Origin of the sequence: Vibrio sp. THAF64, from assembly GCF_009363455.1 — a bacterium.
GTDB classification, from domain to species: domain Bacteria; phylum Pseudomonadota; class Gammaproteobacteria; order Enterobacterales; family Vibrionaceae; genus Vibrio; species Vibrio coralliilyticus.
In genome coordinates this window covers 1,993,222-2,012,685 of record NZ_CP045355.1, presented here as the reverse complement: position 1 = coordinate 2,012,685, position 19,464 = coordinate 1,993,222, and the positions used below count along the sequence as shown (strand labels likewise).

The window sequence follows — 19,464 nt, the reverse complement described above, 5'->3', positions numbered from 1 at the left end:
CATATTTATGCGCGTTTTTCCTTCAGGGAATAGTTGACATCTTCAATTTCAATGTCTGACTTTGCTTTACAAATGCAAGGCAAAATTTCATCACTCTGAGTGTACGCCATCGCAAAACCAACATATTCTACTTCACCTTTGACGAGCTTACAGCGGCATGCACCACAGTGGCCATCTCGGCAGTTATATTCAGGTTCAATCCCCGCTTGTTCCATCGTCTCTAGGATGGTGTTTGAAGGATTAGACTGAATCGCAGTAATACCGTTGATTTTTATGTTGGGCATTACAGTTCGAAGTCCTTGAAGTCGTCCGCTTGTACATCGCTGTCAATCTGACCAACAAGGTAAGAGGAGATCTCTGCTTCCTGCGGTGCTACCTGTACGTTATCTGAAGATAACCAAGCGTTAATCCATGGAATCGGGTTAGATGTTGCCTCTGGGTAAGCGGCATCTAGTCCTACTGCCTGCATACGGATGTTAGTGATGTACTCAACATACTGGCAAAGGATATCTTTGTTCAGGCCAATCATTGAACCATCTTTAAACAGGTATTCCGCCCATTCTTTTTCTTGCTCAGCCGCATCTTTAAACAGGTCAAAACACTCTTGCTTACACTCTTCAGCAATTTGCATGAATGAGAAGTCATCCTGGCCGTTGCGTAGAAGGTTGATCATGTGCTGTGTACCCGTCAGGTGAAGGGCTTCATCACGCGCGATAAGCTTGATGATCTTCGCATTACCTTCCATCAGTTCACGTTCTGCAAATGCAAATGAACAAGCAAAGCTGACGTAGAAACGGATTGCCTCTAGTGCATTTACAGACATCAAACATACGTACAGTTTCTTCTTCAATTCGTGAAGGCTGATTTTAACGTCTTCACCATTGATAGTATGCGTACCTTCGCCGTAACGATGGTAGTCATTCGTCATTTGGATCAGATCGTCGTAGTAGTGTGAAATGTCTTCAGCACGCTTCAGAATATGCTCATTTTCAACGATGTCATCAAACACTAGGCCTGGATCATTCACGATGTTGCGGATGATATGGGTGTACGAACGTGAGTGAATCGTTTCAGAGAACGACCACGTTTCAATCCACGTTTCTACTTCTGGTAGTGATACTAGAGGAAGTAGGGCAACGTTCGGGCTACGACCCTGAATGGAATCCAGTAGTGTTTGGTACTTCAGGTTAGAAATGAAAATGTGCTTTTCATGTTCTGGTAACTTGTTGTAATCGATGCGATCGCTTGATACGTCGACTTCTTCTGGACGCCAGAAGAAAGATAATTGCTTCTCTATCAGTTTTTCGAAGATCTCGAACTTCTGTTGGTCGTAACGAGCAACGTTTACTGACTGACCTAAGAACATTGGCTCTTTTAGTTGGTCATTTTTGTTTCGGTTAAAAGTACTGTAAGCCATGATGCCTCAATTCCTTTTAAGCCCCTCAAGCGAGGGGCAGATAATCTGTTAAGCCTTGCTAATCCTATTGTCGGATTAGTGATTAGATCTTACAACCGCCGCCTGCACAATCGTCGTCTTGTGGTTGTACAGCGTCTTTCTGGTCATCGCTCGCACCATCGCGAGTGTTATGGTAGTAAAGTGTCTTCACACCATACTTGTACGCTGTTAGCAGATCTTGTAGCAGTTTCTTCATTGGCACTTTGCCACTCTCGAAACGGCTTGGGTCATAGTTAGTGTTGGCTGAAATTGCCTGATCGACAAACTTCTGCATGATACCAACCAAATGTAGATAACCGTCATTAGAACCAATATTCCAAAGAAGCTCGTAGTTATCTTTGTATTCAGTGAACTCAGGAACAACCTGCTTCAGGATACCGTCTTTCGATGCTTTTACAGATACGTAGCCGCGTGGAGGCTCGATACCATTTGTCGCATTTGAAATTTGAGAAGACGTTTCTGAAGGCATTAGCGCCGTTAGCGTTGAGTTACGCAGGCCGTGAGTCATGATCTCTTCACGAAGACCGTCCCAGTCGTAATGAAGGGGTTCATCACAAACTAAGTCCAGATCTTTCTTGTAGGTGTCGATTGGTAGCAAACCTTTCGCATAGTTGGTTTCACCAAATAAAGGACACTTACCTTGCTCTTTCGCTAGCGCCACAGACGCTTTTAGCAAGTAGTATTGAATCGCTTCAAAAGTACGGTGCGTCAGGCCATTAGCGCTGCCGTCTGAGTATTTCACGCCATTCTTAGCTAGGTAGTAAGCGTAGTTAATAACACCAACACCCAGAGTACGACGGTTCATCGTTGACTTGTATGCCGCTGGTAGAGGGTAGTCTTGATAATCTAGTAGGGCATCAAGCGCACGAACAACCAGATCAGATAGCTCTTCAAAGTCATCAAGAGACTTAATAGCACCCAAGTTGAATGCTGAAAGCGTACACAGTGCAATCTCACCTGAGTCGTCTTCTACGTTTGTCAGAGGTTTCGTTGGAAGAGCGATCTCCAAACATAGGTTAGACTGACGAACAGGTGCAACTTCAGAGTCAAATGGGCTGTGAGTATTACAGTGGTCAACGTTCTGAATATAGATACGACCTGTAGAAGCGCGTTCCTGCATCAAGATAGAGAACATCTCGATAGCTTTAACGGATTCTTTCTTGATTGATGGATCGTTTTCGTATTTAACGTACAGACGTTCAAACTCATCTTGATTCTCAAAGAACGCATCGTATAGGCCTGGCACGTCTGATGGTGAGAACAGCGTAATGTTTCCGCCTTCAACCAAACGCTGATACATCAGGCGGTTTAGCTGAACACCATAGTCCATATGGCGAACACGGTTTTCTTCGACACCGCGGTTGTTCTTAAGCACCATTAGTGCCTGAGATTCACCGTGCCATAGAGGGTAGAATACGGTTGCAGCACCACCACGCACGCCACCTTGCGAACAACATTTAACGGCAGTTTGGAAGTATTTGTAGAATGGGATACAGCCTGTGTGGAACGCTTCACCGTTACGGATTTCTGAGCCCAGCGCACGAATTCGACCAGCGTTGATACCAATACCTGCACGTTGCGAAACGTAACGTACGATAGAGCTTGCTGTTGCGTTGATAGAGTCTAAGCTATCGCCACACTCGATCAGAACACATGAACTGAACTGACGAGTCGGAGTACGCACACCAGACATAATTGGCGTTGGCAGGGAAATCTTGAATGTTGACGTCGCATCGTAGAAGCGCTTGATGTAATCAAGACGCGTTTCTTTTGGATACTTAGCAAACAGACATGCCGCTACAAGGATATACAGGAACTGAGCACTTTCGTAGATTTCACCAGATACACGGTTTTGAACGAAGTACTTACCTTCTAGCTGTTTAACTGCTGCGTAGGAGAAATCGAGGTCACGTTTGTGATCTAGGTACGCATCTAGTTCATCCAGCTCAGCTTTTGTATAGTCTTCCAAAATGTGCTGATCGTATTTGCCCATGTCGATAAGGCGGGACACATGGTCATGTAGCGTCGGCGGCTCGTATTGACCATAAGCTTTTTTGCGCAGGTGGAATACGGCTAGTCGAGCGGCTAGGTATTGATAATCTGGCGTTTCTTCTGAGATCAAATCGGCCGCTGATTTGATGATTGTTTCATGGATATCAGTAGTAGTGATTCCATCGTAGAACTGAATGTGAGCGCGCAGTTCTACCTGAGATACAGAAACATTGTCTAGACCTTCAGCAGCCCAGGTAATTACTCTGTGGATCTTTTCCAGATCAATACTTTCTTTGCGGCCGTCACGTTTGGTAACGGTTAGTTGTTGGTTCATTCTGCTTAATTTCCCTAACAAAACTGATAAAAGCCGTGTTTTCGTGTAATTCTTGTAAAAAATGTTCCGGCTTTGTGATCAAAGTCTATCTATATATTGTAGTACAAACACAACATATAGGGGTGCATTGCTGTGCGAGTTACAAGATAGTGCTATCCATGCCCCTTTTCAAGTTGCAGATCTGGGATGACTTGTGGATAACTAACAAAAATGAAAATTTCAGTAAGTGGACACTAACCGATGGGGTTAGAGTCTAATTGATTGTATAAAATTACCGTTTTGAGATCGGTTTATAAGTAACCACAAACAAAAAAAAATTCCTTGATCTTTCAGGAATTCTGAGCGTGATTTTATGGCTGTATATTTTGGAATCAGAGCCCCAAAAATGGGCGAAAAAATAACAAAAAAAGCGGGGCAATATGCCACCGCTTTCTATATGTTAGACTTATGAATGATACGTGTTGTTATTAAAACTTTTGCGTATGAACAATATAATTCACATCAACTTTATTGCCGAGCTTATAGCTATCCGTTAATGGATTATAAAGTAGGCCCGTTATCCCCATTTCTGTTAGGTCGGTATGATCAATCATCTTAATTAGCTCTGCTGGCCGAATGAACTTTTCATGATCGTGTGTACCTTCTGGAACAATACGTAGTAGCTTTTCAGCCCCAACAATAGCGAATAGGTAAGACTTAAAGTTTCGGTTTAGTGTTGAGAAAAACACGTGACCACCGGGCTTGACCAATGCAGCGCAAGCACTAATGACAGATTGAGGGTCGGGAACGTGCTCAAGCATTTCCATACAGGTGACGACATCATACTTGCCTGCATTGTCGCGAGCATGGTCTTCAATTGTACTTTGTATATAGGACAACTCAGTGCCTGTCTCCAGTGCGTGCAATCGAGCTACCTCTAGTGGCTCCTTACCCATATCAAGGCCAGTCACTGTTGCGCCTTCTTTCGCCATGCTTTCAGCAAGAATTCCACCGCCACAGCCAACATCTAGAACGGTTTTTCCAAACAAGCCATTCGTGTTATCCAATACGTAATTCAGTCGTAGTGGGTTGATTTGATGCAGAGGCTTGAACTCACCCTCTAAATCCCACCAGCGAGAGGCCATCTCTTCAAATTTTTTGATTTCGTTTGGATCGACATTTTGTGACTGGGTCATAACTACTCTATTTACTTAACGACTTCCTTGAAACAGGTGGGCATTATAACCCTTAACTCTCAACTCTCCATAGAAGGGATCACTTTTCTCAAGAGGTGGTGAAAATATAACCATTAATCAGCGAGATAAATTCAGAGTGTGCAATTTCTCAGCATTTGATTCACAACCAAGCTCACAACCTGATAAAAGGAGAGGGAAAGTAATGCCGAACTGTTGATTTGTGTGTTATATTTTTGCACCTTAAACGTATTGTACATACGATCTATAAATAGAGGGATATTGGCTCTATGAGCGATCTAGCTAAAGAGATCACGCCCGTAAACATTGAAGATGAGCTTCGAGGTTCGTACCTTGACTATGCGATGTCCGTTATCGTTGGTCGTGCTCTTCCAGATGTGCGTGATGGCCTAAAGCCTGTACACCGCCGCGTTTTGTTCGCGATGAATGTACTAGGTAATGACTGGAATAAACCATACAAAAAATCTGCCCGTGTAGTTGGCGACGTAATCGGTAAATATCACCCTCACGGTGATAGCGCTGTGTACGACACTATCGTACGTATGGCTCAGCCGTTCTCACTACGTTACATGCTTGTTGATGGCCAAGGTAACTTTGGCTCCATCGATGGTGACTCAGCGGCGGCAATGCGTTATACCGAAGTCCGCATGGCGAAAATCGCCCATGAACTTCTGGCTGACCTAGACAAAGAAACTGTCGATTACGTACCTAACTATGATGGTACGGAGCAAATCCCGGCAGTTCTCCCGACAAAAATTCCTAACTTACTGGTGAACGGTGCTTCTGGTATCGCGGTAGGTATGGCAACCAACATTCCTCCGCACAACTTGACTGAGGTAATCGATGGCTGTCTGGCTTACATCAATAATGAAGAGATCACTATTGATGAGCTAATGGATTATATTCCTGGTCCTGATTTCCCTACGGCAGCGCTTATCAGTGGTCGTAAAGGCATTGTAGACGCGTACAAAACAGGTCGCGGTAAGATCTACATGCGTTCTAAAGCGGAAATCGAAGCAGACAAGAATGGCAAAGAAACCATTGTTGTCACAGAGATTCCGTACCAGGTTAACAAAGCTCGCCTAATCGAAAAAATTGCTGAGCTGGTTAAAGATAAGAAAGTTGAAGGCATCAGTGCACTACGTGACGAGTCTGATAAAGACGGTATGCGTATTGTCATCGAATGTAAGCGTGATGCGGTAGGTGAAGTTGTTCTGAACAACTTGTACGCAAATACTCAGCTACAGACGACTTTCGGTATCAACATGGTTGCGCTGAACAATGGTCAGCCACAACTGTTTAACCTGAAAGATATGCTGAAGTGCTTCGTTGACCACCGCCGTGAAGTGGTGACTCGTCGTACTATCTTCGAATTACGCAAAGCTCGTGAACGTGCTCATATCCTTGAAGGGTTAGCACTTGCACTTGCAAATATTGACGAAATCATTGAATTGATCCGTCGCGCTCCAACACCTGCTGAAGCCAAAGAAGGGTTAGTAGCTCGCGGTTGGGACTTAGGCAATGTTGCAGCAATGCTTGAGCGTGCAGGTACAGATGCGGCTCGTCCAGAGTGGCTAGAGCCTCAGTTTGGTATCCGTGATGGTCAGTACTTCCTGACTGAGCAGCAAGCACAAGCGATTCTAGATCTTCGTCTACAGAAACTGACTGGTCTAGAGCACGAGAAGATTCTTGATGAGTACAAACAGCTTCTAGAAGAAATCGCAGAGCTAATGCACATCCTTGCAAGCACTGAGCGCTTGATGGAAGTGATCCGCGAAGAGCTTGAAGCGGTTCGTGACGGTTTCGGCGATGCACGTCGCACAGAAATCACTGCTGCAATCCATGATATCGACATGGAAGAGCTTATTGCTCGCGAAGACGTCGTTGTAACGCTTTCTCACGAAGGTTACGTTAAGTATCAGCTACTGAGCGACTACGAAGCTCAGCGACGTGGTGGTAAAGGTAAGAGTGCAACCAAGATGAAAGAAGAGGATTACATCGAGCGTCTGCTTGTTGCTAATACTCATGACAACATCCTATGTTTCTCTACTCGTGGTAAAACATATCGCTTGAAGGTATACCAATTACCGCAAGCTAGCCGCACTGCACGTGGCAAACCAATCGTGAACATTCTTCCGTTAGAAGAAAATGAGCGTATCACAGCAATTCTACCTGTTTCTGAATTCAGCCCAGAGAAGTTCATCTTTATGGCAACGGGTGATGGAACGGTTAAGAAGACTTCTCTCGATCAGTTTGCGAACGTACGTTCTAATGGTCTGATTGCGGTTAACCTGCGTGAAGATGACTCACTGATTGGTGTTGATATCACCGATGGTGACAGTGACATCATGCTGTTCTCTAAAGCAGGTAAAGTGGTTCGATTTAGCGAAGATAAAGTTCGTGCTATGGGTCGTACTGCGGCAGGTGTACGTGGTATGAAACTGGCTGATGATGATCAGGTTGTTTCACTGATTGTTCCTTCTAACGAAGGTGACATTCTGACAGTGACGCAAAATGGTTACGGTAAGCGTACAGAGCTGGCCGAGTATCCAACGAAAGGTCGTGCAACTCAGGGCGTTGTGTCTATCAAGGTTTCTGAGCGTAACGGTAGTGTCGTTGGCGCGGTACAGGTAGAAGAAGGCGATGAGATGATGATGATCACCGACGCTGGTACTCTAGTCCGCACACGCGTAGCGGAAGTTAGGCAAGTTGGTCGTAACACGCAAGGTGTTACTCTTATCCGTACTGCTGAAGACGAAAACGTTGTAGGTTTGCAGCGTATTGACGAAGTTGAAGAGTCTGATTTGCCTGAAGGCGAAGAATTAGAAGGTCAGGAAGGTGAAGTATCTGAAGCCGCTCCAGAATCTACACCAGACGCTGAGGTTGATACTGACGCAGACGAGCAAGAATAATCGTTGACGTTATGTTTAAAAGCCGGGTTTGAACCCGGCTTTTTTGTGTCTGAAATTCAGAGATCTTGCCTTCCCAAATCACCATGTTAGAAACAAACTAATAGTAATCAGTCGCTTAAGTTGAGAGTGATAAATTTCATCAATATCTAATTGATAAAATTATCTCTGACAAAGGTATGACGCCAAAAAAATAACGTTATTACAAATAGTTACAGGTAAATAATATTTCAATAATATTGCGTGCATGAATGCGAAATTGCCTATAAAATTCGCAGCTTCTGTCTGTTCCACAACCAATATTAACTATCATGAAACTGTCACTGAAACAAAAACTCATCGGTGCCAGCTTATTAGCCGTTGTGCTAATGGCGAGTGCATTGACTTGGCTTTCTGCCGACCAACTTTTCCAGCAAACTCGCAATGGCGTAAATGCCAGAGCAGAAAGTCTAGCTACCGCTGCCTCGGAAGGTATTTCAGATTGGATTACCATCCGTGAGGATATTGCTAAAGCGTTTAACGATTACAGCCAAGAGCAAGACGTTGTTCCTTATCTTCAGCAGGCCCGTAAAGCGGGCGGCTTTGATGATATTTTCCTAGGCACGCCAGAAGGTGGTATGTTCCGTTCCCACCCTGAGCGCAATCGTGCGGATTACGATCCGCGCGTTCGTCCTTGGTATAAAGATGCGAACGCAGCCGGTCGTCAGATCATTACCACAGCGTATAAAGATGCAATCACTAATGCACTGTTGGTTACTATTGCAGAACCTGTTCGTCGCAATGGCAAATTGGTAGGCGTAGTGGGTGCTGATGTATTGATTGACCAGCTTATCGATGATGTTATCAACCTAGATGCGGGTGAAAATGCCTACGCAATGCTGATTGATACGCAAGATGGCACATTCCTAGCACATCCGAACAAAGATCTTTCTCTCAAACCTGTGACTACGCTATCTAAAAAGCTGACAATGAGCGCGATTGAAAACGCTGCGAATTCAGGTGCAATGGAGATCATTGAGCGCAAAGGTCAGGAGAAATTCTACTTCTTCAAAAAGGTTCCTGGTACGCAGTGGATTTTCGCCATTGAGATGGATCGTCAAACAGAAGAAGCGGCGCACACCGCATTGCTGGAAAACCTGCTGCTGACGGCAACGATCATCACAATCATTGTTATCGCGGTTGTTTCTTGGCTGGTGAGCTTCTTGTTCCGCGATCTTGGACGCGTATCTCACGCTCTTGAAGAAATCGCATCTGGTGAAGGGGATCTCACACAGCGCCTTGAACCTCGCAGTGATGATGAAGTGGGCCAATTGGCAACGAACTTCAACACCTTTGTTGGCAACATGCATGCGATGGTTTCCAAGCTAAGTCATGTATCGGCGTCACTCTCAGAGCAAGCTAAGCAGACGGCGGAACATGCTGAAGAGCGCAGCGCACGTATTCGTCTCCAGCAAGATGAGATTAATATGGTAGCGACTGCAATCAATGAAATGGCAGCAGCAACCCAAGAAATTGCTGGCAATGCAGATAACACTGCGCAAAACTCAACGGAAGCGGTGACAGCGTGTGTTCACGGTGGTAAGCAAGTTGTTCAGACTCAGTCTTCGATTCAGAATCTGGCCCAAGAAGTACAAGTTGCTACAGATGTTATCCAAGAACTTGAAACGCACGGTAATAGCATCAGCACGATTCTATCCACAATTCAGGATATCGCTGAGCAAACGAACCTGTTGGCACTGAATGCTGCGATTGAGGCGGCACGTGCTGGCGAACAAGGTCGCGGTTTCGCTGTTGTCGCTGATGAAGTTCGTGTTCTTAGCCAACGCACCCATGCGTCGACGCAAGAGATTCAGCAAATGATCGAAACATTGCAAAGTACCACGGGTAAAGCGGTGAGCATTATGGGCGATAGCCGTCAGCTTGCAGACACCAGCGTCACCGATGCGGACTCAGCAGCGGTCAGCTTAACTCAGATTCAATCAGCGGTTGAGCAAATCAGCGATATGGCGACACAGATTGCTTCTGCCGCGGAAGAACAAGCCTCGGTAACCTCTGAGATCACTCGCAATACGGTTGGTATTCGCGATGTATCAAACGAGCTTGCTGATGAAGCTCACGACGCTGCAGCACAAGCCGCTCAGCTTTCAGAGCTGTCTCACGAACTAGAACAGGAAATTGGCCGCTTTAAACTGTAAGTGTCTAATTAAATGACGAAAGGCTCGGAATACTACCGAGCCTTTTTTATTGTCTTTGTATTTCCAAATTGGAAAAGAGGGATTAAATATATTTCAATTGTCGACAAGGAGAGCTCGGGTCTAAAATCCTTAAAAACAATAAGGAATATACAATGTCTGAAGCTCTCAACTCTTTCCAGCAACGCGTACAAGAAATTGTCACTGATGCCAAATTAAACCCTAAACAGAAGAATCAATTCTTAGCCTTAGAAGCAGAGGCTAGCCTCCCTTATATGCCTGTCTCAGAGCCTGTTCGTCTTGCAATGGAAGAAGGCATTTTATGCGATATGTTTGAAGGTCATGCACCATTTAAACCGCGATATGTCTTGCCTGATTATGCCAAGTTTCTTCAACAAGGTTCTGAGTATCTAGAGCTAGAGCCAGCGAGTGATTTTGACGATGCGATTAACCTGCTGACAATCATTTATCATCATGTGCCGTCAGTGACTAATATTCCAGTATATCTAGGGCAGCTTGATGACGTATTGCTTCCCTATGTGGGTGAGTTAAGTGAGCAGGCGATCTATCAGAAGCTCAAGCGCTTTTGGATCATGCTAGACCGAACACTGCCTGATGCATTTATGCACGTTAATATTGGTCCTTCGGATAACATCATTTGTCGAACGATCTTAAAAATAGACGCTGAGCTCAAGCAAATTGCACCAAATCTGACTTTTATGTACGACCCGACTGTGACACCGGATGATTTGTTACGTCAGGCAACGAGTAACATTTGTGAATGCAGTAAACCTCATATTGCTAACTACCCAATGCACGCAAGCAGCTACGGCGAAAAACGATTTGGTATTGTGAGTTGCTACAACTCTCTGCCTCTGGCTGGTGGGTCGAATACTCTAGTCAGAATGAATCTTAAGCTGCTGGCGAACCTAGCATCAGACACCGAAGACTTTCTCAATCAACTGTTGCCTTATTACAGTGAATTAATGGTCGAGTTGATGGACTCACGCAGCTCACATTTACATGAGAAGTCGAATTTCTTTAAAGGCTTTTTAACCAAAGAAGGTTTGATTGACGAAGAGCGTTTTGCACCAATGTTTGGCATCTACGGTATGGCTGAAGCGGTTAATCTTCTTATGGATAAGTCGGGAGAAAAGGGTTGCTATGGACATGACCTAGAAGCGAACGAGCTAGGCCATCTAATTTCTGAGAAACTGGCTGAAATCGTGCAAGGTTCAGAGGTGAAGTACGGTCTTGAAGGTAAGGCGCTTCTACATGCTCAAGGGGGGATTAGCCTCGATGAGGGAGTGACCCCAGGAGTTCGCATTCCTTATGGCACCGAGCCAGACCCAGTTGCTTATGTACAAGCAACCGCCAAGCACCATCAGCATTATACCTCTGGTATTAGTGATATTTTGACGATAGATGAAACGGTGAAGTCAAACCCGGAAGCGATGTTTAATTTGTGTAAGGGGGCGCTGAGTTCAGGGTATAGAGAGTTCACGGCCAATGTTGCTTCAAATGACTTGGTGCGAGTTACTGGCTATATGATCAAACTGTCAGATATAGATAAGTTCTCAGAGCAAGGTTCGCGCAAAAATACGACTTTTCTTGGCGCTGAAGCGGCTAATAATACAGGGATTTTGGATAGAGCTCCGCGAGTTGTGAGTATGGAAAGTCAGCCGGTTTACAAATAGGGTAAGCATATGAGCGAAAGGCAGGCCATTGTGAGCCGTATCCTCAAGTTCTCGTGCGTGGATGGACCAGGTAATCGACTGGTCCTTTTCCTACAGGGGTGCAATTTTAACTGCATTAACTGTCATAATCCCCATACGATTAATTATTGTAATCACTGTGGGGATTGTGTCGCAGGGTGCCCAGAAAATGCGCTGTCATTCGATACGAAGCGGAAAGTCGTATGGGATGAGAGCAAATGTACGCATTGTGACCAGTGTGTTGATCTGTGCACACATCGTTCTAGCCCTAAAGTGCGTCACTACTCGATACCAGAAATCATCGAGCTGATAAATGAGCAAAAGTGGTTTATCAGCGGTGTCACGATATCCGGTGGCGAAGCGACAATGCAGTTGCCTTTTATTATCGAGTTATTTAAACGCATCAAATCAGACAAAGAGCTTTGCCATCTTACCTGTTTCATTGACAGCAATGGCTACCTAGGTGAGTCTGGTTGGGATAAGGTTCTGCCTTATCTTGACGGTGCAATGATTGACCTTAAGTCTTGGCAGGAAGAGACACATCACTGGTTGGTTGGGCGTGATAATCACAAGGTGGTTCACTCAATACGCTATTTGGCAGATAAGCAGAAGTTGCATGAGCTTCGCTTACTACATATACCGTACAGAAGTGATTTGGACAAAGAAGTCACAGAAGTCGCACGCCTTATTAATACGCTGCCTGACAATGTTAATGTGCGGCTAAATGCGTTTCAGCATCATGGCGTGATGGGTGAAGCGCTAGAGTGGCCGAAATGTACAGAATCGCAAATGTTGCAGTTTCATGATGCTTTGCGGCCACTGATTCACCAAAACATTCAGCTACCCAGTGTTTATGTCTAAACTGGTTTAATCAGTTGAGAGTGCAACCACTTCAGAGCTGGGTCGTTTAGGCTCGCTTGGTTCCAGACCAAGCTGTAAGTAACCTTTCCATAGGAAAACGGCAGAGGCTTTTGGATCAGAGTTTCTGCCTGCAGCGATTTCTCTGCCCACATTTTCGAACAAGTCAGTAACAACTCAGTTTGGTGACAGATAACCGCTGCCGAACCAAAATCAGCGACGGATATGGCGATGTTTCTCGACGTATACTGTTGGGTGAGTTTCTGCTCAAAGTAGGGAGCGGACAGATCCTTATCCAAAATACCGATGTGCTGGTAAGCTAGATACTGTTCAGTGTTCATCGATTGGTTAGCCAGAGGGTGCGTTGGACTCATCAAACAGACCATTTCATCCTCCTGAATCTGCTCCCAGACTAGGTCGCGACTGCGTGTTGGCGGTTGGCTGATATCGTGAGGTAAAATCATAAAATCAACTTGTCCACGCAGCAGGGCATCAAAGCTGAGCTCTTCTTTGGCGAAAATCTGGATGTTAGCTGACGTTAACTCACGACCGATTTCGGTAATTCGCTCGGAAAAAAGCTCGAAGGTACTCTCGCGCATCGATAGCGATACCGTTCCGGAAAAATTCTTCGGTTCAAACTCCCCTTGATGGAGAATTCCGTTCATACAAGCAAGGATCTTGTGTACGTCTTTGGCAACGGACAGCGCAAAGGGGGTGGGGACCAGTGACGTTCCTTCCCGATAAAAAAGTTCATCCTTAAGTTGTTCTCTAAGCTGACTGAGTGTTTTACTGACGCTTGATGGGGTAACACATAGAACTTGAGCGGTACCACTGACACTGTGCGTACTTAATAGTACATGTAATACCGTCAGGTGCTTTAAACTGATTCGAGAAAGGGCAACGTAATCCATTGAAAAGGCCGGAAAAGAAAGACGGGCAAGTTATACCTTTGATGGCTTAAATTAGATACGAGCCTGATCAAAAATTCTGTCAGTTGTAAGTGGTCGATTTATCTAGGAACCGTTTAACCACGTCATGCTAGGATTAGGCAGAATGAGAAATTCAGAAGAATGAAATGGAAAACCACAGCGACCAGATAATCCAATGGATTGAAAAAGACAGTTTTCGGATGCGCGCTTTAGCGTGTGTTGCTGAATCTGAGATCCCCCATGTTTTCTTAGCCGCAGGATTTGTCAGAAACCTAGTGTGGGATGCGTTACATAACAAAGAAACCCCGACACTACTCAACGATCTTGATGTCATCTATTTTGATTTGGATGAATCCGACCCAGAACGATACAAGGCCTACGAATTAGAGCTTCAGGAGTTGATGCCGGACGCGAACTGGCAGGTTAGAAACCAAGCCATGATGCATGAGCGCAATGGTGATCGCGCGTATACGGATTTGATTGATGCCATGAGTTTCTGGCCGGAAAAAGAAACCGCGGTGGCAATTAGACAGCTTGCGCGTGGAGAATACCAGTGCCTTTCATCATTTGGTTTTGATAGCTTGTTCGCTTTGAAAGTGACGCACAACCCTAAGCGCTCTCAAGCATTGTTTCATCAAAGGGTGAAAAGTAAGCGCTGGATGGAAAACTGGCCTCGATTACGAGTTGTGACAGACACTGATACGCCACTACTGTGAACCGAAATACACACTGGGAGTGACGCCAAAACGTGCTTTAAAAGCAGTGATAAAGCTGCTGGTGTTACTGTACCCACAAGACAGTGCGACGCAAGTGATACTTAAGCCTTTTTCCAACATAGGCAATGAGCTGACGAGTCTGGCTTGTTGTCGCCAGAACCCAAAAGCCATCCCGGTTTCTTTCTTGAACAGCCGACTCAAAGTCCGTGTGCTGGTACCAAAATCATGCGCTAATTCTGTTTGCGAGCGGGCGTCATCTGGTGTTGCTAATAGGGTATCGGCGATTTGGCGCATTTTTGCCTCCTTGGGTAGAGGTAAATAGAGATTACTCGCAGGGGCAAGGTGAATCTCATCCAGCAGAACTTGAAACTGTCGCTGTTGAGGCTCTGTCATCGCCGATAAGTTGAAATGGGTAATTCGCTCAATGAGAGCTTGAATAAGAGTGTTGGATTGAATGACCTTCGCTTGTTGCGGAAAGGCATTGAGCCAAGTTGAAGGTACGTAGATCATGACAGCTTCTATGTCAGCCACAACATCAGATCTGTGTTGTAAATGGGGAGGAATCCAGCCAAGACATGCGGGAGTAATCGTCCATTGCTGATCACTTGTTTCAATCGTAAATATACCCTTGCTCACCCAGTAAAGCTGCGCATACTCATGCTGGTGCCATTCGGTTTCGGATGCCGCTGGGTGATGAATCTTCAATATTTCAATGCAATTCATATGGCGTAATAAGTAAATATTATGTCTATTTAAAGAAATTATGCCTATTCGTTAGCCGTTATTCTATCCCTGTGTTTGAGGTTTCAAGCGTTATGACTTGGCAACCCCACGTAACAGTAATCAAAAGAGGATTGAAAAATGGATAAGAATACATCTCTAGCGCAGCAGCTTTCGGCGGTTAACCACAAAATAGTTGCCGAAGGTCAGGTACTGCCGATCGTAACATTGAAAGATGGCACTATGATTCCAACCGGAACCGTTGGGGCGATGCTGCACAATATAATCAGATACAACGAAGGGGAGCGTGGCGAAGTTGTGCAGGATTTAAAATTAGCCATTCCAGCATTGGCAAGCTTTGGTTTGTTTGAATTGTTTACGCCGGAAGAATGGATACTAGGAGATAATCCGGGCCGTTGCTTTGTAGGGCATTTGGCTCAGGCTTACATTGAACAGGGAACCGTAGAAGGTTTTAAGGGATAGTAAGTTAGAGAAAGACGCCCAAGTGATGACTTGGGCGTCATTGATTAGTCAACCAAGCCGTATTCTCTGCTCAGTACATCGATAATTTCTTGTTTCGGATTGGCACTCAGTTTGATCGGTTGCCCGGTGATCTTCTCTGCGATGCCTGTATAGGTCTGTGAAATCTCCATCAGCGCCTCAAGCGGAAGCTCGTTATCGCGCGCTAAAGCTTCACGCTCAGGCATACGTTCTTTGTTAAGCAGAATATCAGGATCAGGGAAGTGGTTAAGTAAGAACTGGCGGAAGCCTTCTTTAGAGTTTTCAACAATATGACCGTTTTTGTATTCTTGCTCATCCCAAATACGAGAAGAGTCTGGTGTGCCCACTTCATCCATGTAAATCAGCTTTTCATTGCCTGAGGCATCGTGCACATAACCAAATTCAAACTTGGTATCAACGAAGATTTGCTCAACTTGAGACAGAGCATTACTGATCACAGCAAACCCTTCGCTCAGCAGTTTTTCATACAGGCTGATATCGTTCGCGCTAGAGAAGTTGAACGCAGCAAAGTTATCTTCAATGTTCTGACGCGTGATATTCACATCGTCAGCTTCCGGGACACCGGGAATGCCTTTCAGAATGCCTTTAGTTGACGGTGTCATCAAAAGCTCAGGTAACGCGGTGTCTTTCTCTAAGCCTTCTGGTAGCTGGATTCCGCAGAAGTCACGTTCGCCTTTGTCGTAAGCGCGCCACATTGAGCCAGTAATGTACTGACGACAAATCGCTTCAATCATGATTGGTTTCGCTTTCTGAACGATCCAAACCAAAGGGTGAGGAATATCCAAGATATGGCTGTCCGCCAGACCGTTCTCTTTGAAGAGCTTAAACCAGTGATTGGAAATCGCGTTGAGTGCCGCCCCTTTACCGGGTACGCCCTTTAATCCGCCTTGTCCGTGCCAGATACAGTCGAATGCAGAGATGCGGTCGCTGATAACCATGATGGCAAGCGGTGCATCTTCCGCAACATCGTAGCCTTTTTCCTTAATCAGACGTTGGCTGTCTTCCTCTGTTAGCCAGTATACAGAGCGTACTTTGCCACTATGAACGGGTTTGTTGGTACGAATGGGAAGATCATCATTAACAGCAAGAACTTGATCAGCGAGACTCATTTAGACATTCCTATCTTTGTCAAAAATGGAAGGTTGCCGGCGAGAGGCAATCGATTTGCAGAGAATCATACCAGAACTAAATTAACCTTCCAGAGAAAAAGCAAACGTTTGCTTGTAAATGTTCTTTAGGAATTAGAAATTAGCTAAAAACAAAAAAGCCTCTCGAAAAGAGAGGCAGAAGACAGTGCAAATGAAATTAGTGGAATTGATTGTGGCTTTCAACAAAGAAGACTTCGCAATGGTATTGGCTCGCGAGATCACGAAGCAATGATTGTTCTACGAGTTCAATATTATCTGATGCGACAACAGCGCTGGCATTACCGGATTTAATTGCTTTGACTACGATTTCAAACTCTGACTGTGTTTGCGAAGACTTCATCTGAATGATCTTTTTACAGCTGACATTGTATGAAGAGAACTGTTCGTAATCTGGACGAGGGCATTCGGCAGTGAACAAGATCCATTGTTTCTGGTTAGACAACCCTGCTAAACGGCTGAGCGTCGAGTCTGCAATGTTCATTGGTTGAGTTGGTTGAGCCAATACATTGAATTTAGAAACTGAGCGATTTGTAGTGTGTACCTGAAACATAATTACTGTCCTTACATACATGCTGTATGTCTATACAGTAGTTTAATTGTGTCAGTTGATCAAGCAATATTTGTTGTCTTTTTGTACGTTTATTTTGCGTGGTATCTGAAGTTTTTTGTTTAACTGTTTGTTTTTAAGCATTAATTTTTATTTCTATTCTAGCGTTGCGATGAGATAGAAGTATGAGGAAATGTGATCTAAAACACAATTTTTCATACAGTGTTATACAGTGGTTGTCGAGGTGCCTGAATAACGTCTAGTGATGCGGCAAGTAAAGAAATGCACATGTTGAGTACCATGAGACTTTGGTATCGGGGATTTTTTTCATCAAGTGCCACCATATTCTCTGTATATATAATATTGGGCACGAAAATAGGATTAGACTTTTCTTGGTAATTCTTGAACAAATCTGCGACTATCGGAAATTCCCGAATTAACAGAATAATAATTAAAGAGAATTTGTATTGAACTCAGAAAGCAAAGCCGCTTGGATTCTTGTTGCCACTACCGCATTGGCCGGTTTAGGGTGGATTTTTTCCAAAGAAACGATTCAAGGTTTACCGCCATTTGGCTTTGTCGGTTTACGCTTTGTGGTCGCTTCAATATGTTTACTTCCTTTCTGTTTCAAATCACTCAAACAACTCAGCCTAAAACAGCTTGCTCAAGCAATGGGTGGCGGTTGTATTCTGGCGCTTGCGCTCCTTGCTTGGGTACATGCTATCGCAGTCAGTGAAACCCTTGGTGAAGGGGCGTTTATTGTTAGCTTATCTATGATTATTGTTCCTATTGTTGCTTGGGCGCTGTACAAGGAACGGCCAAAGCGTGCGTTCTGGATTGCGATGCCGATTGCGGTATCCGGTCTGGCATTTCTTTCTTTACAAGGAGAGTGGAACAGTTCAGCTGGACAACTTTGGTTCTTAGCCAATGCCTGTCTACTTGCTTTGCATTTCAATGTGAATAGCCGACTAGCACAAAACCTACCGGTACTGACACTGACTTGTATTCAGCTATTTGTTACTGGCGTTATTGCTTTAGTGGCTTCCGCTTTATTTGAGACAGTACCTGTTAGTGTGGATGCCAGCATTTGGGGATGGTTTGCTGCCAGTGCCGTTCTTGCAACTAGCTTGCGATACGTGATGCAGACGCTTGGCCAGAAACACAGCAATCCAGGCAATGCCGCCCTTATCATGCTACTTGAACCGATCTGGACCGTGATACTCAGTATTATCTGGTATGGCGAACAGCTCTCGGCCAACAAACTGCTAGGATGTAGTTTGATTTTACTCGCTCTGATTTTCTACCGCACAGATGGACGTCTCTTGAGACTCAAACGCTAATCCCCATATTTGACCAACTGGTCCGATGTCACATCATGGAGTATTTACTCTGTTCATTTATTGGCTTATTGCTAAATTGGAAAATGTAAATACATTGTTAAATTGGCAGTTCAAATGAAGCTTCATACCATTGATGGTTATATTCAGAAAATGTACTTAGCCGAGTATCCAGATAAGCTGATGCTACTGGATGGGGCGAGTAGGGCAGATGTTCCATATTTAGAGCGCTACATCACTGAAACGCTCGGGAAGCCTTTTCATTCCCTTAAGGTGGTGGTGGTGACCCACATGCACCCAGATCACGCTGGAGCTGCTCACAAGCTGAGAGAGCTGACGGGCTGCAAAATTGTATCAGCTGAGAAAGACAAGCAATGGTACGGTGGTTGGGATGGCATCTTAATGCACTTGACAGATCTGGCTTTAGCTCGCTGGGTCGCAGGGAGAATGAAGCGTCCTAAGCGAAAATTATGGTATTCGCGAAACCTGCACCCTGATATTAAACTCACCGATGGGCAAGCCATTCCCTGTTTTGAAGATTGGAAAGTGCTAGAGACCCCAGGTCATACTGATCGGGATTTATCTCTTCATCATGAACAACAAGATATCCTTTATGTTGCCGACTTAATGGTTGAAGTGAAGAAACGACTGATCGCCCCTTTTCCTATTTTTCATCCGAACAAGTACCGCCATTCCCTTCATCGTGTTTACGAAATGGAACCTAAAACTTTGCTACTCGCTCACGGAGGCGAGGTCCAGTTTGATCAAAGCGCTTATGATCATTTACTCAAAGTCGCGCCGCGCACTCCTGCCACCCATTGGCGAGCAACGAAAGTGAAGTTACGTGGTTTACTCGGTGCGTTGTGGGCATTTGGAGTGAAGAAAAAGCGCTGAAT

The 19,464-nt window shown here is 44.9% G+C and carries 16 protein-coding genes; 8 read left to right on the top strand and 8 right to left on the bottom strand.

Annotation, left to right across the window (positions count from 1 at the left end; genetic code table 11):
* Positions 1–5 precede the first annotated feature (5 nt).
* The 4 genes from yfaE to ubiG all read right to left on the bottom strand — a co-directional run bounded on the left by yfaE (position 6) and on the right by ubiG (position 4,957).
* Positions 6–284 (bottom strand): class I ribonucleotide reductase maintenance protein YfaE, encoded by a 279-nt coding sequence (gene yfaE, locus FIU99_RS09175; RefSeq protein WP_006962489.1) that lies wholly within the window; start codon positions 282–284, stop codon positions 6–8.
* Positions 284–1,417 carry a class Ia ribonucleoside-diphosphate reductase subunit beta gene (nrdB, locus tag FIU99_RS09170; RefSeq protein ID WP_006962487.1) on the bottom strand — a complete coding sequence of 378 codons (1,134 nt, stop codon included), beginning with the start codon at positions 1,415–1,417 and terminating at the stop codon, positions 284–286. The genes yfaE and nrdB overlap by 1 nt, the downstream gene beginning before the upstream one ends.
* An 82-nt stretch (positions 1,418–1,499) precedes the next feature.
* Positions 1,500–3,782, bottom strand: coding sequence for a class 1a ribonucleoside-diphosphate reductase subunit alpha (nrdA, locus tag FIU99_RS09165; protein WP_006962486.1), 2,283 nt, complete (start codon positions 3,780–3,782; stop codon positions 1,500–1,502).
* A 467-nt stretch (positions 3,783–4,249) separates the two neighbouring features.
* Positions 4,250–4,957: a bifunctional 2-polyprenyl-6-hydroxyphenol methylase/3-demethylubiquinol 3-O-methyltransferase UbiG gene (gene ubiG, locus FIU99_RS09155; protein WP_006962484.1), complete on the bottom strand. Its 708-nt coding sequence runs from the start codon at positions 4,955–4,957 to the stop codon at positions 4,250–4,252.
* Positions 4,958–5,244: 287 nt separating this feature from the next.
* Between ubiG and gyrA the strand changes: the two genes are divergently transcribed.
* The 4 genes from gyrA to FIU99_RS09135 all read left to right on the top strand — a co-directional run bounded on the left by gyrA (position 5,245) and on the right by FIU99_RS09135 (position 12,652).
* Complete coding sequence (gene gyrA, locus FIU99_RS09150) at positions 5,245–7,887, top strand: DNA topoisomerase (ATP-hydrolyzing) subunit A (RefSeq protein ID WP_152472209.1); 2,643 nt, start codon at positions 5,245–5,247, stop codon at positions 7,885–7,887.
* A gap of 308 nt (positions 7,888–8,195) precedes the next feature.
* A complete protein-coding gene (locus tag FIU99_RS09145; RefSeq protein ID WP_006962480.1) occupies positions 8,196–10,079 on the top strand; it encodes a methyl-accepting chemotaxis protein in 1,884 nt (627 codons plus the stop codon).
* 152 nt (positions 10,080–10,231) lie between these two features.
* Positions 10,232–11,773, top strand: a complete 1,542-nt coding sequence (locus FIU99_RS09140) for a YjjI family glycine radical enzyme (RefSeq protein WP_006962478.1) — start codon at positions 10,232–10,234, stop codon at positions 11,771–11,773.
* Positions 11,774–11,782: 9 nt separating this feature from the next.
* Positions 11,783–12,652, top strand: coding sequence for a YjjW family glycine radical enzyme activase (locus FIU99_RS09135; protein WP_006962476.1), 870 nt, complete (start codon positions 11,783–11,785; stop codon positions 12,650–12,652).
* Here the strand turns inward: FIU99_RS09135 and FIU99_RS09130 are convergent.
* Positions 12,649–13,560, bottom strand: coding sequence for a LysR family transcriptional regulator (locus FIU99_RS09130; protein ID WP_038511112.1), 912 nt, complete (start codon positions 13,558–13,560; stop codon positions 12,649–12,651). The genes FIU99_RS09135 and FIU99_RS09130 overlap by 4 nt on opposite strands.
* A 164-nt stretch (positions 13,561–13,724) precedes the next feature.
* Between FIU99_RS09130 and FIU99_RS09125 the strand changes: the two genes are divergently transcribed.
* The gene (locus FIU99_RS09125) at positions 13,725–14,294 is read left to right on the top strand and encodes a nucleotidyltransferase family protein (protein ID WP_152472208.1); all 570 of its coding nucleotides are present in this window, start codon (positions 13,725–13,727) and stop codon (positions 14,292–14,294) included.
* Here FIU99_RS09125 and FIU99_RS09120 read toward each other — a convergent pair.
* The gene (locus FIU99_RS09120; RefSeq protein WP_301339510.1) at positions 14,286–14,999 is read right to left on the bottom strand and encodes a helix-turn-helix domain-containing protein; all 714 of its coding nucleotides are present in this window, start codon (positions 14,997–14,999) and stop codon (positions 14,286–14,288) included. The genes FIU99_RS09125 and FIU99_RS09120 overlap by 9 nt on opposite strands.
* A 156-nt stretch (positions 15,000–15,155) precedes the next feature.
* On the opposite strand from FIU99_RS09120, the gene FIU99_RS09115 reads away from it, so the two are divergent.
* Positions 15,156–15,497 (top strand): hypothetical protein, encoded by a 342-nt coding sequence (locus FIU99_RS09115; RefSeq protein ID WP_152472206.1) that lies wholly within the window; start codon positions 15,156–15,158, stop codon positions 15,495–15,497.
* A gap of 44 nt (positions 15,498–15,541) precedes the next feature.
* On the opposite strand, the gene FIU99_RS09110 is transcribed toward FIU99_RS09115, so the two are convergent.
* Together FIU99_RS09110 and FIU99_RS09105 are read right to left on the bottom strand one after the other, a co-directional pair.
* On the bottom strand, positions 15,542–16,645 hold the full coding sequence (locus FIU99_RS09110; protein ID WP_099607255.1) for a phosphoribosylaminoimidazolesuccinocarboxamide synthase: 1,104 nt from the start codon (positions 16,643–16,645) through the stop codon (positions 15,542–15,544).
* A gap of 196 nt (positions 16,646–16,841) precedes the next feature.
* Positions 16,842–17,234 carry a SulA-like leucine-rich domain-containing protein gene (locus FIU99_RS09105; protein WP_006962466.1) on the bottom strand — a complete coding sequence of 131 codons (393 nt, stop codon included), beginning with the start codon at positions 17,232–17,234 and terminating at the stop codon, positions 16,842–16,844.
* A gap of 464 nt (positions 17,235–17,698) precedes the next feature.
* On the opposite strand from FIU99_RS09105, the gene FIU99_RS09100 reads away from it, so the two are divergent.
* Together FIU99_RS09100 and FIU99_RS09095 are read left to right on the top strand one after the other, a co-directional pair.
* Positions 17,699–18,571: a DMT family transporter gene (locus tag FIU99_RS09100; protein ID WP_152472205.1), complete on the top strand. Its 873-nt coding sequence runs from the start codon at positions 17,699–17,701 to the stop codon at positions 18,569–18,571.
* A 114-nt stretch (positions 18,572–18,685) separates the two neighbouring features.
* A complete protein-coding gene (locus FIU99_RS09095) occupies positions 18,686–19,462 on the top strand; it encodes an MBL fold metallo-hydrolase (protein ID WP_006962462.1) in 777 nt (258 codons plus the stop codon).
* Positions 19,463–19,464 lie beyond the last annotated feature (2 nt).

What these genes read in the sequence shown, in the direction of transcription:
- FIU99_RS09110 (WP_099607255.1), bottom strand. Translation starts at nt 16,645, where the DNA reads ATGAGTCTCGCTGATCAAGTTCTTGCTGTTAATGATGATCTTCCCATT.
- FIU99_RS09125 (WP_152472208.1), top strand. Translation starts at nt 13,725, where the DNA reads ATGGAAAACCACAGCGACCAGATAATCCAATGGATTGAAAAAGACAGT.
- FIU99_RS09145 (WP_006962480.1), top strand. Translation starts at nt 8,196, where the DNA reads ATGAAACTGTCACTGAAACAAAAACTCATCGGTGCCAGCTTATTAGCC.
- FIU99_RS09115 (WP_152472206.1), top strand. Translation starts at nt 15,156, where the DNA reads ATGGATAAGAATACATCTCTAGCGCAGCAGCTTTCGGCGGTTAACCAC.
- FIU99_RS09130 (WP_038511112.1), bottom strand. Translation starts at nt 13,560, where the DNA reads ATGGATTACGTTGCCCTTTCTCGAATCAGTTTAAAGCACCTGACGGTA.
- FIU99_RS09135 (WP_006962476.1), top strand. Translation starts at nt 11,783, where the DNA reads ATGAGCGAAAGGCAGGCCATTGTGAGCCGTATCCTCAAGTTCTCGTGC.
- FIU99_RS09095 (WP_006962462.1), top strand. Translation starts at nt 18,686, where the DNA reads ATGAAGCTTCATACCATTGATGGTTATATTCAGAAAATGTACTTAGCC.
- ubiG (WP_006962484.1), bottom strand. Translation starts at nt 4,957, where the DNA reads ATGACCCAGTCACAAAATGTCGATCCAAACGAAATCAAAAAATTTGAA.
- FIU99_RS09140 (WP_006962478.1), top strand. Translation starts at nt 10,232, where the DNA reads ATGTCTGAAGCTCTCAACTCTTTCCAGCAACGCGTACAAGAAATTGTC.
- gyrA (WP_152472209.1), top strand. Translation starts at nt 5,245, where the DNA reads ATGAGCGATCTAGCTAAAGAGATCACGCCCGTAAACATTGAAGATGAG.
- nrdA (WP_006962486.1), bottom strand. Translation starts at nt 3,782, where the DNA reads ATGAACCAACAACTAACCGTTACCAAACGTGACGGCCGCAAAGAAAGT.
- FIU99_RS09105 (WP_006962466.1), bottom strand. Translation starts at nt 17,234, where the DNA reads ATGTTTCAGGTACACACTACAAATCGCTCAGTTTCTAAATTCAATGTA.
- yfaE (WP_006962489.1), bottom strand. Translation starts at nt 284, where the DNA reads ATGCCCAACATAAAAATCAACGGTATTACTGCGATTCAGTCTAATCCT.
- nrdB (WP_006962487.1), bottom strand. Translation starts at nt 1,417, where the DNA reads ATGGCTTACAGTACTTTTAACCGAAACAAAAATGACCAACTAAAAGAG.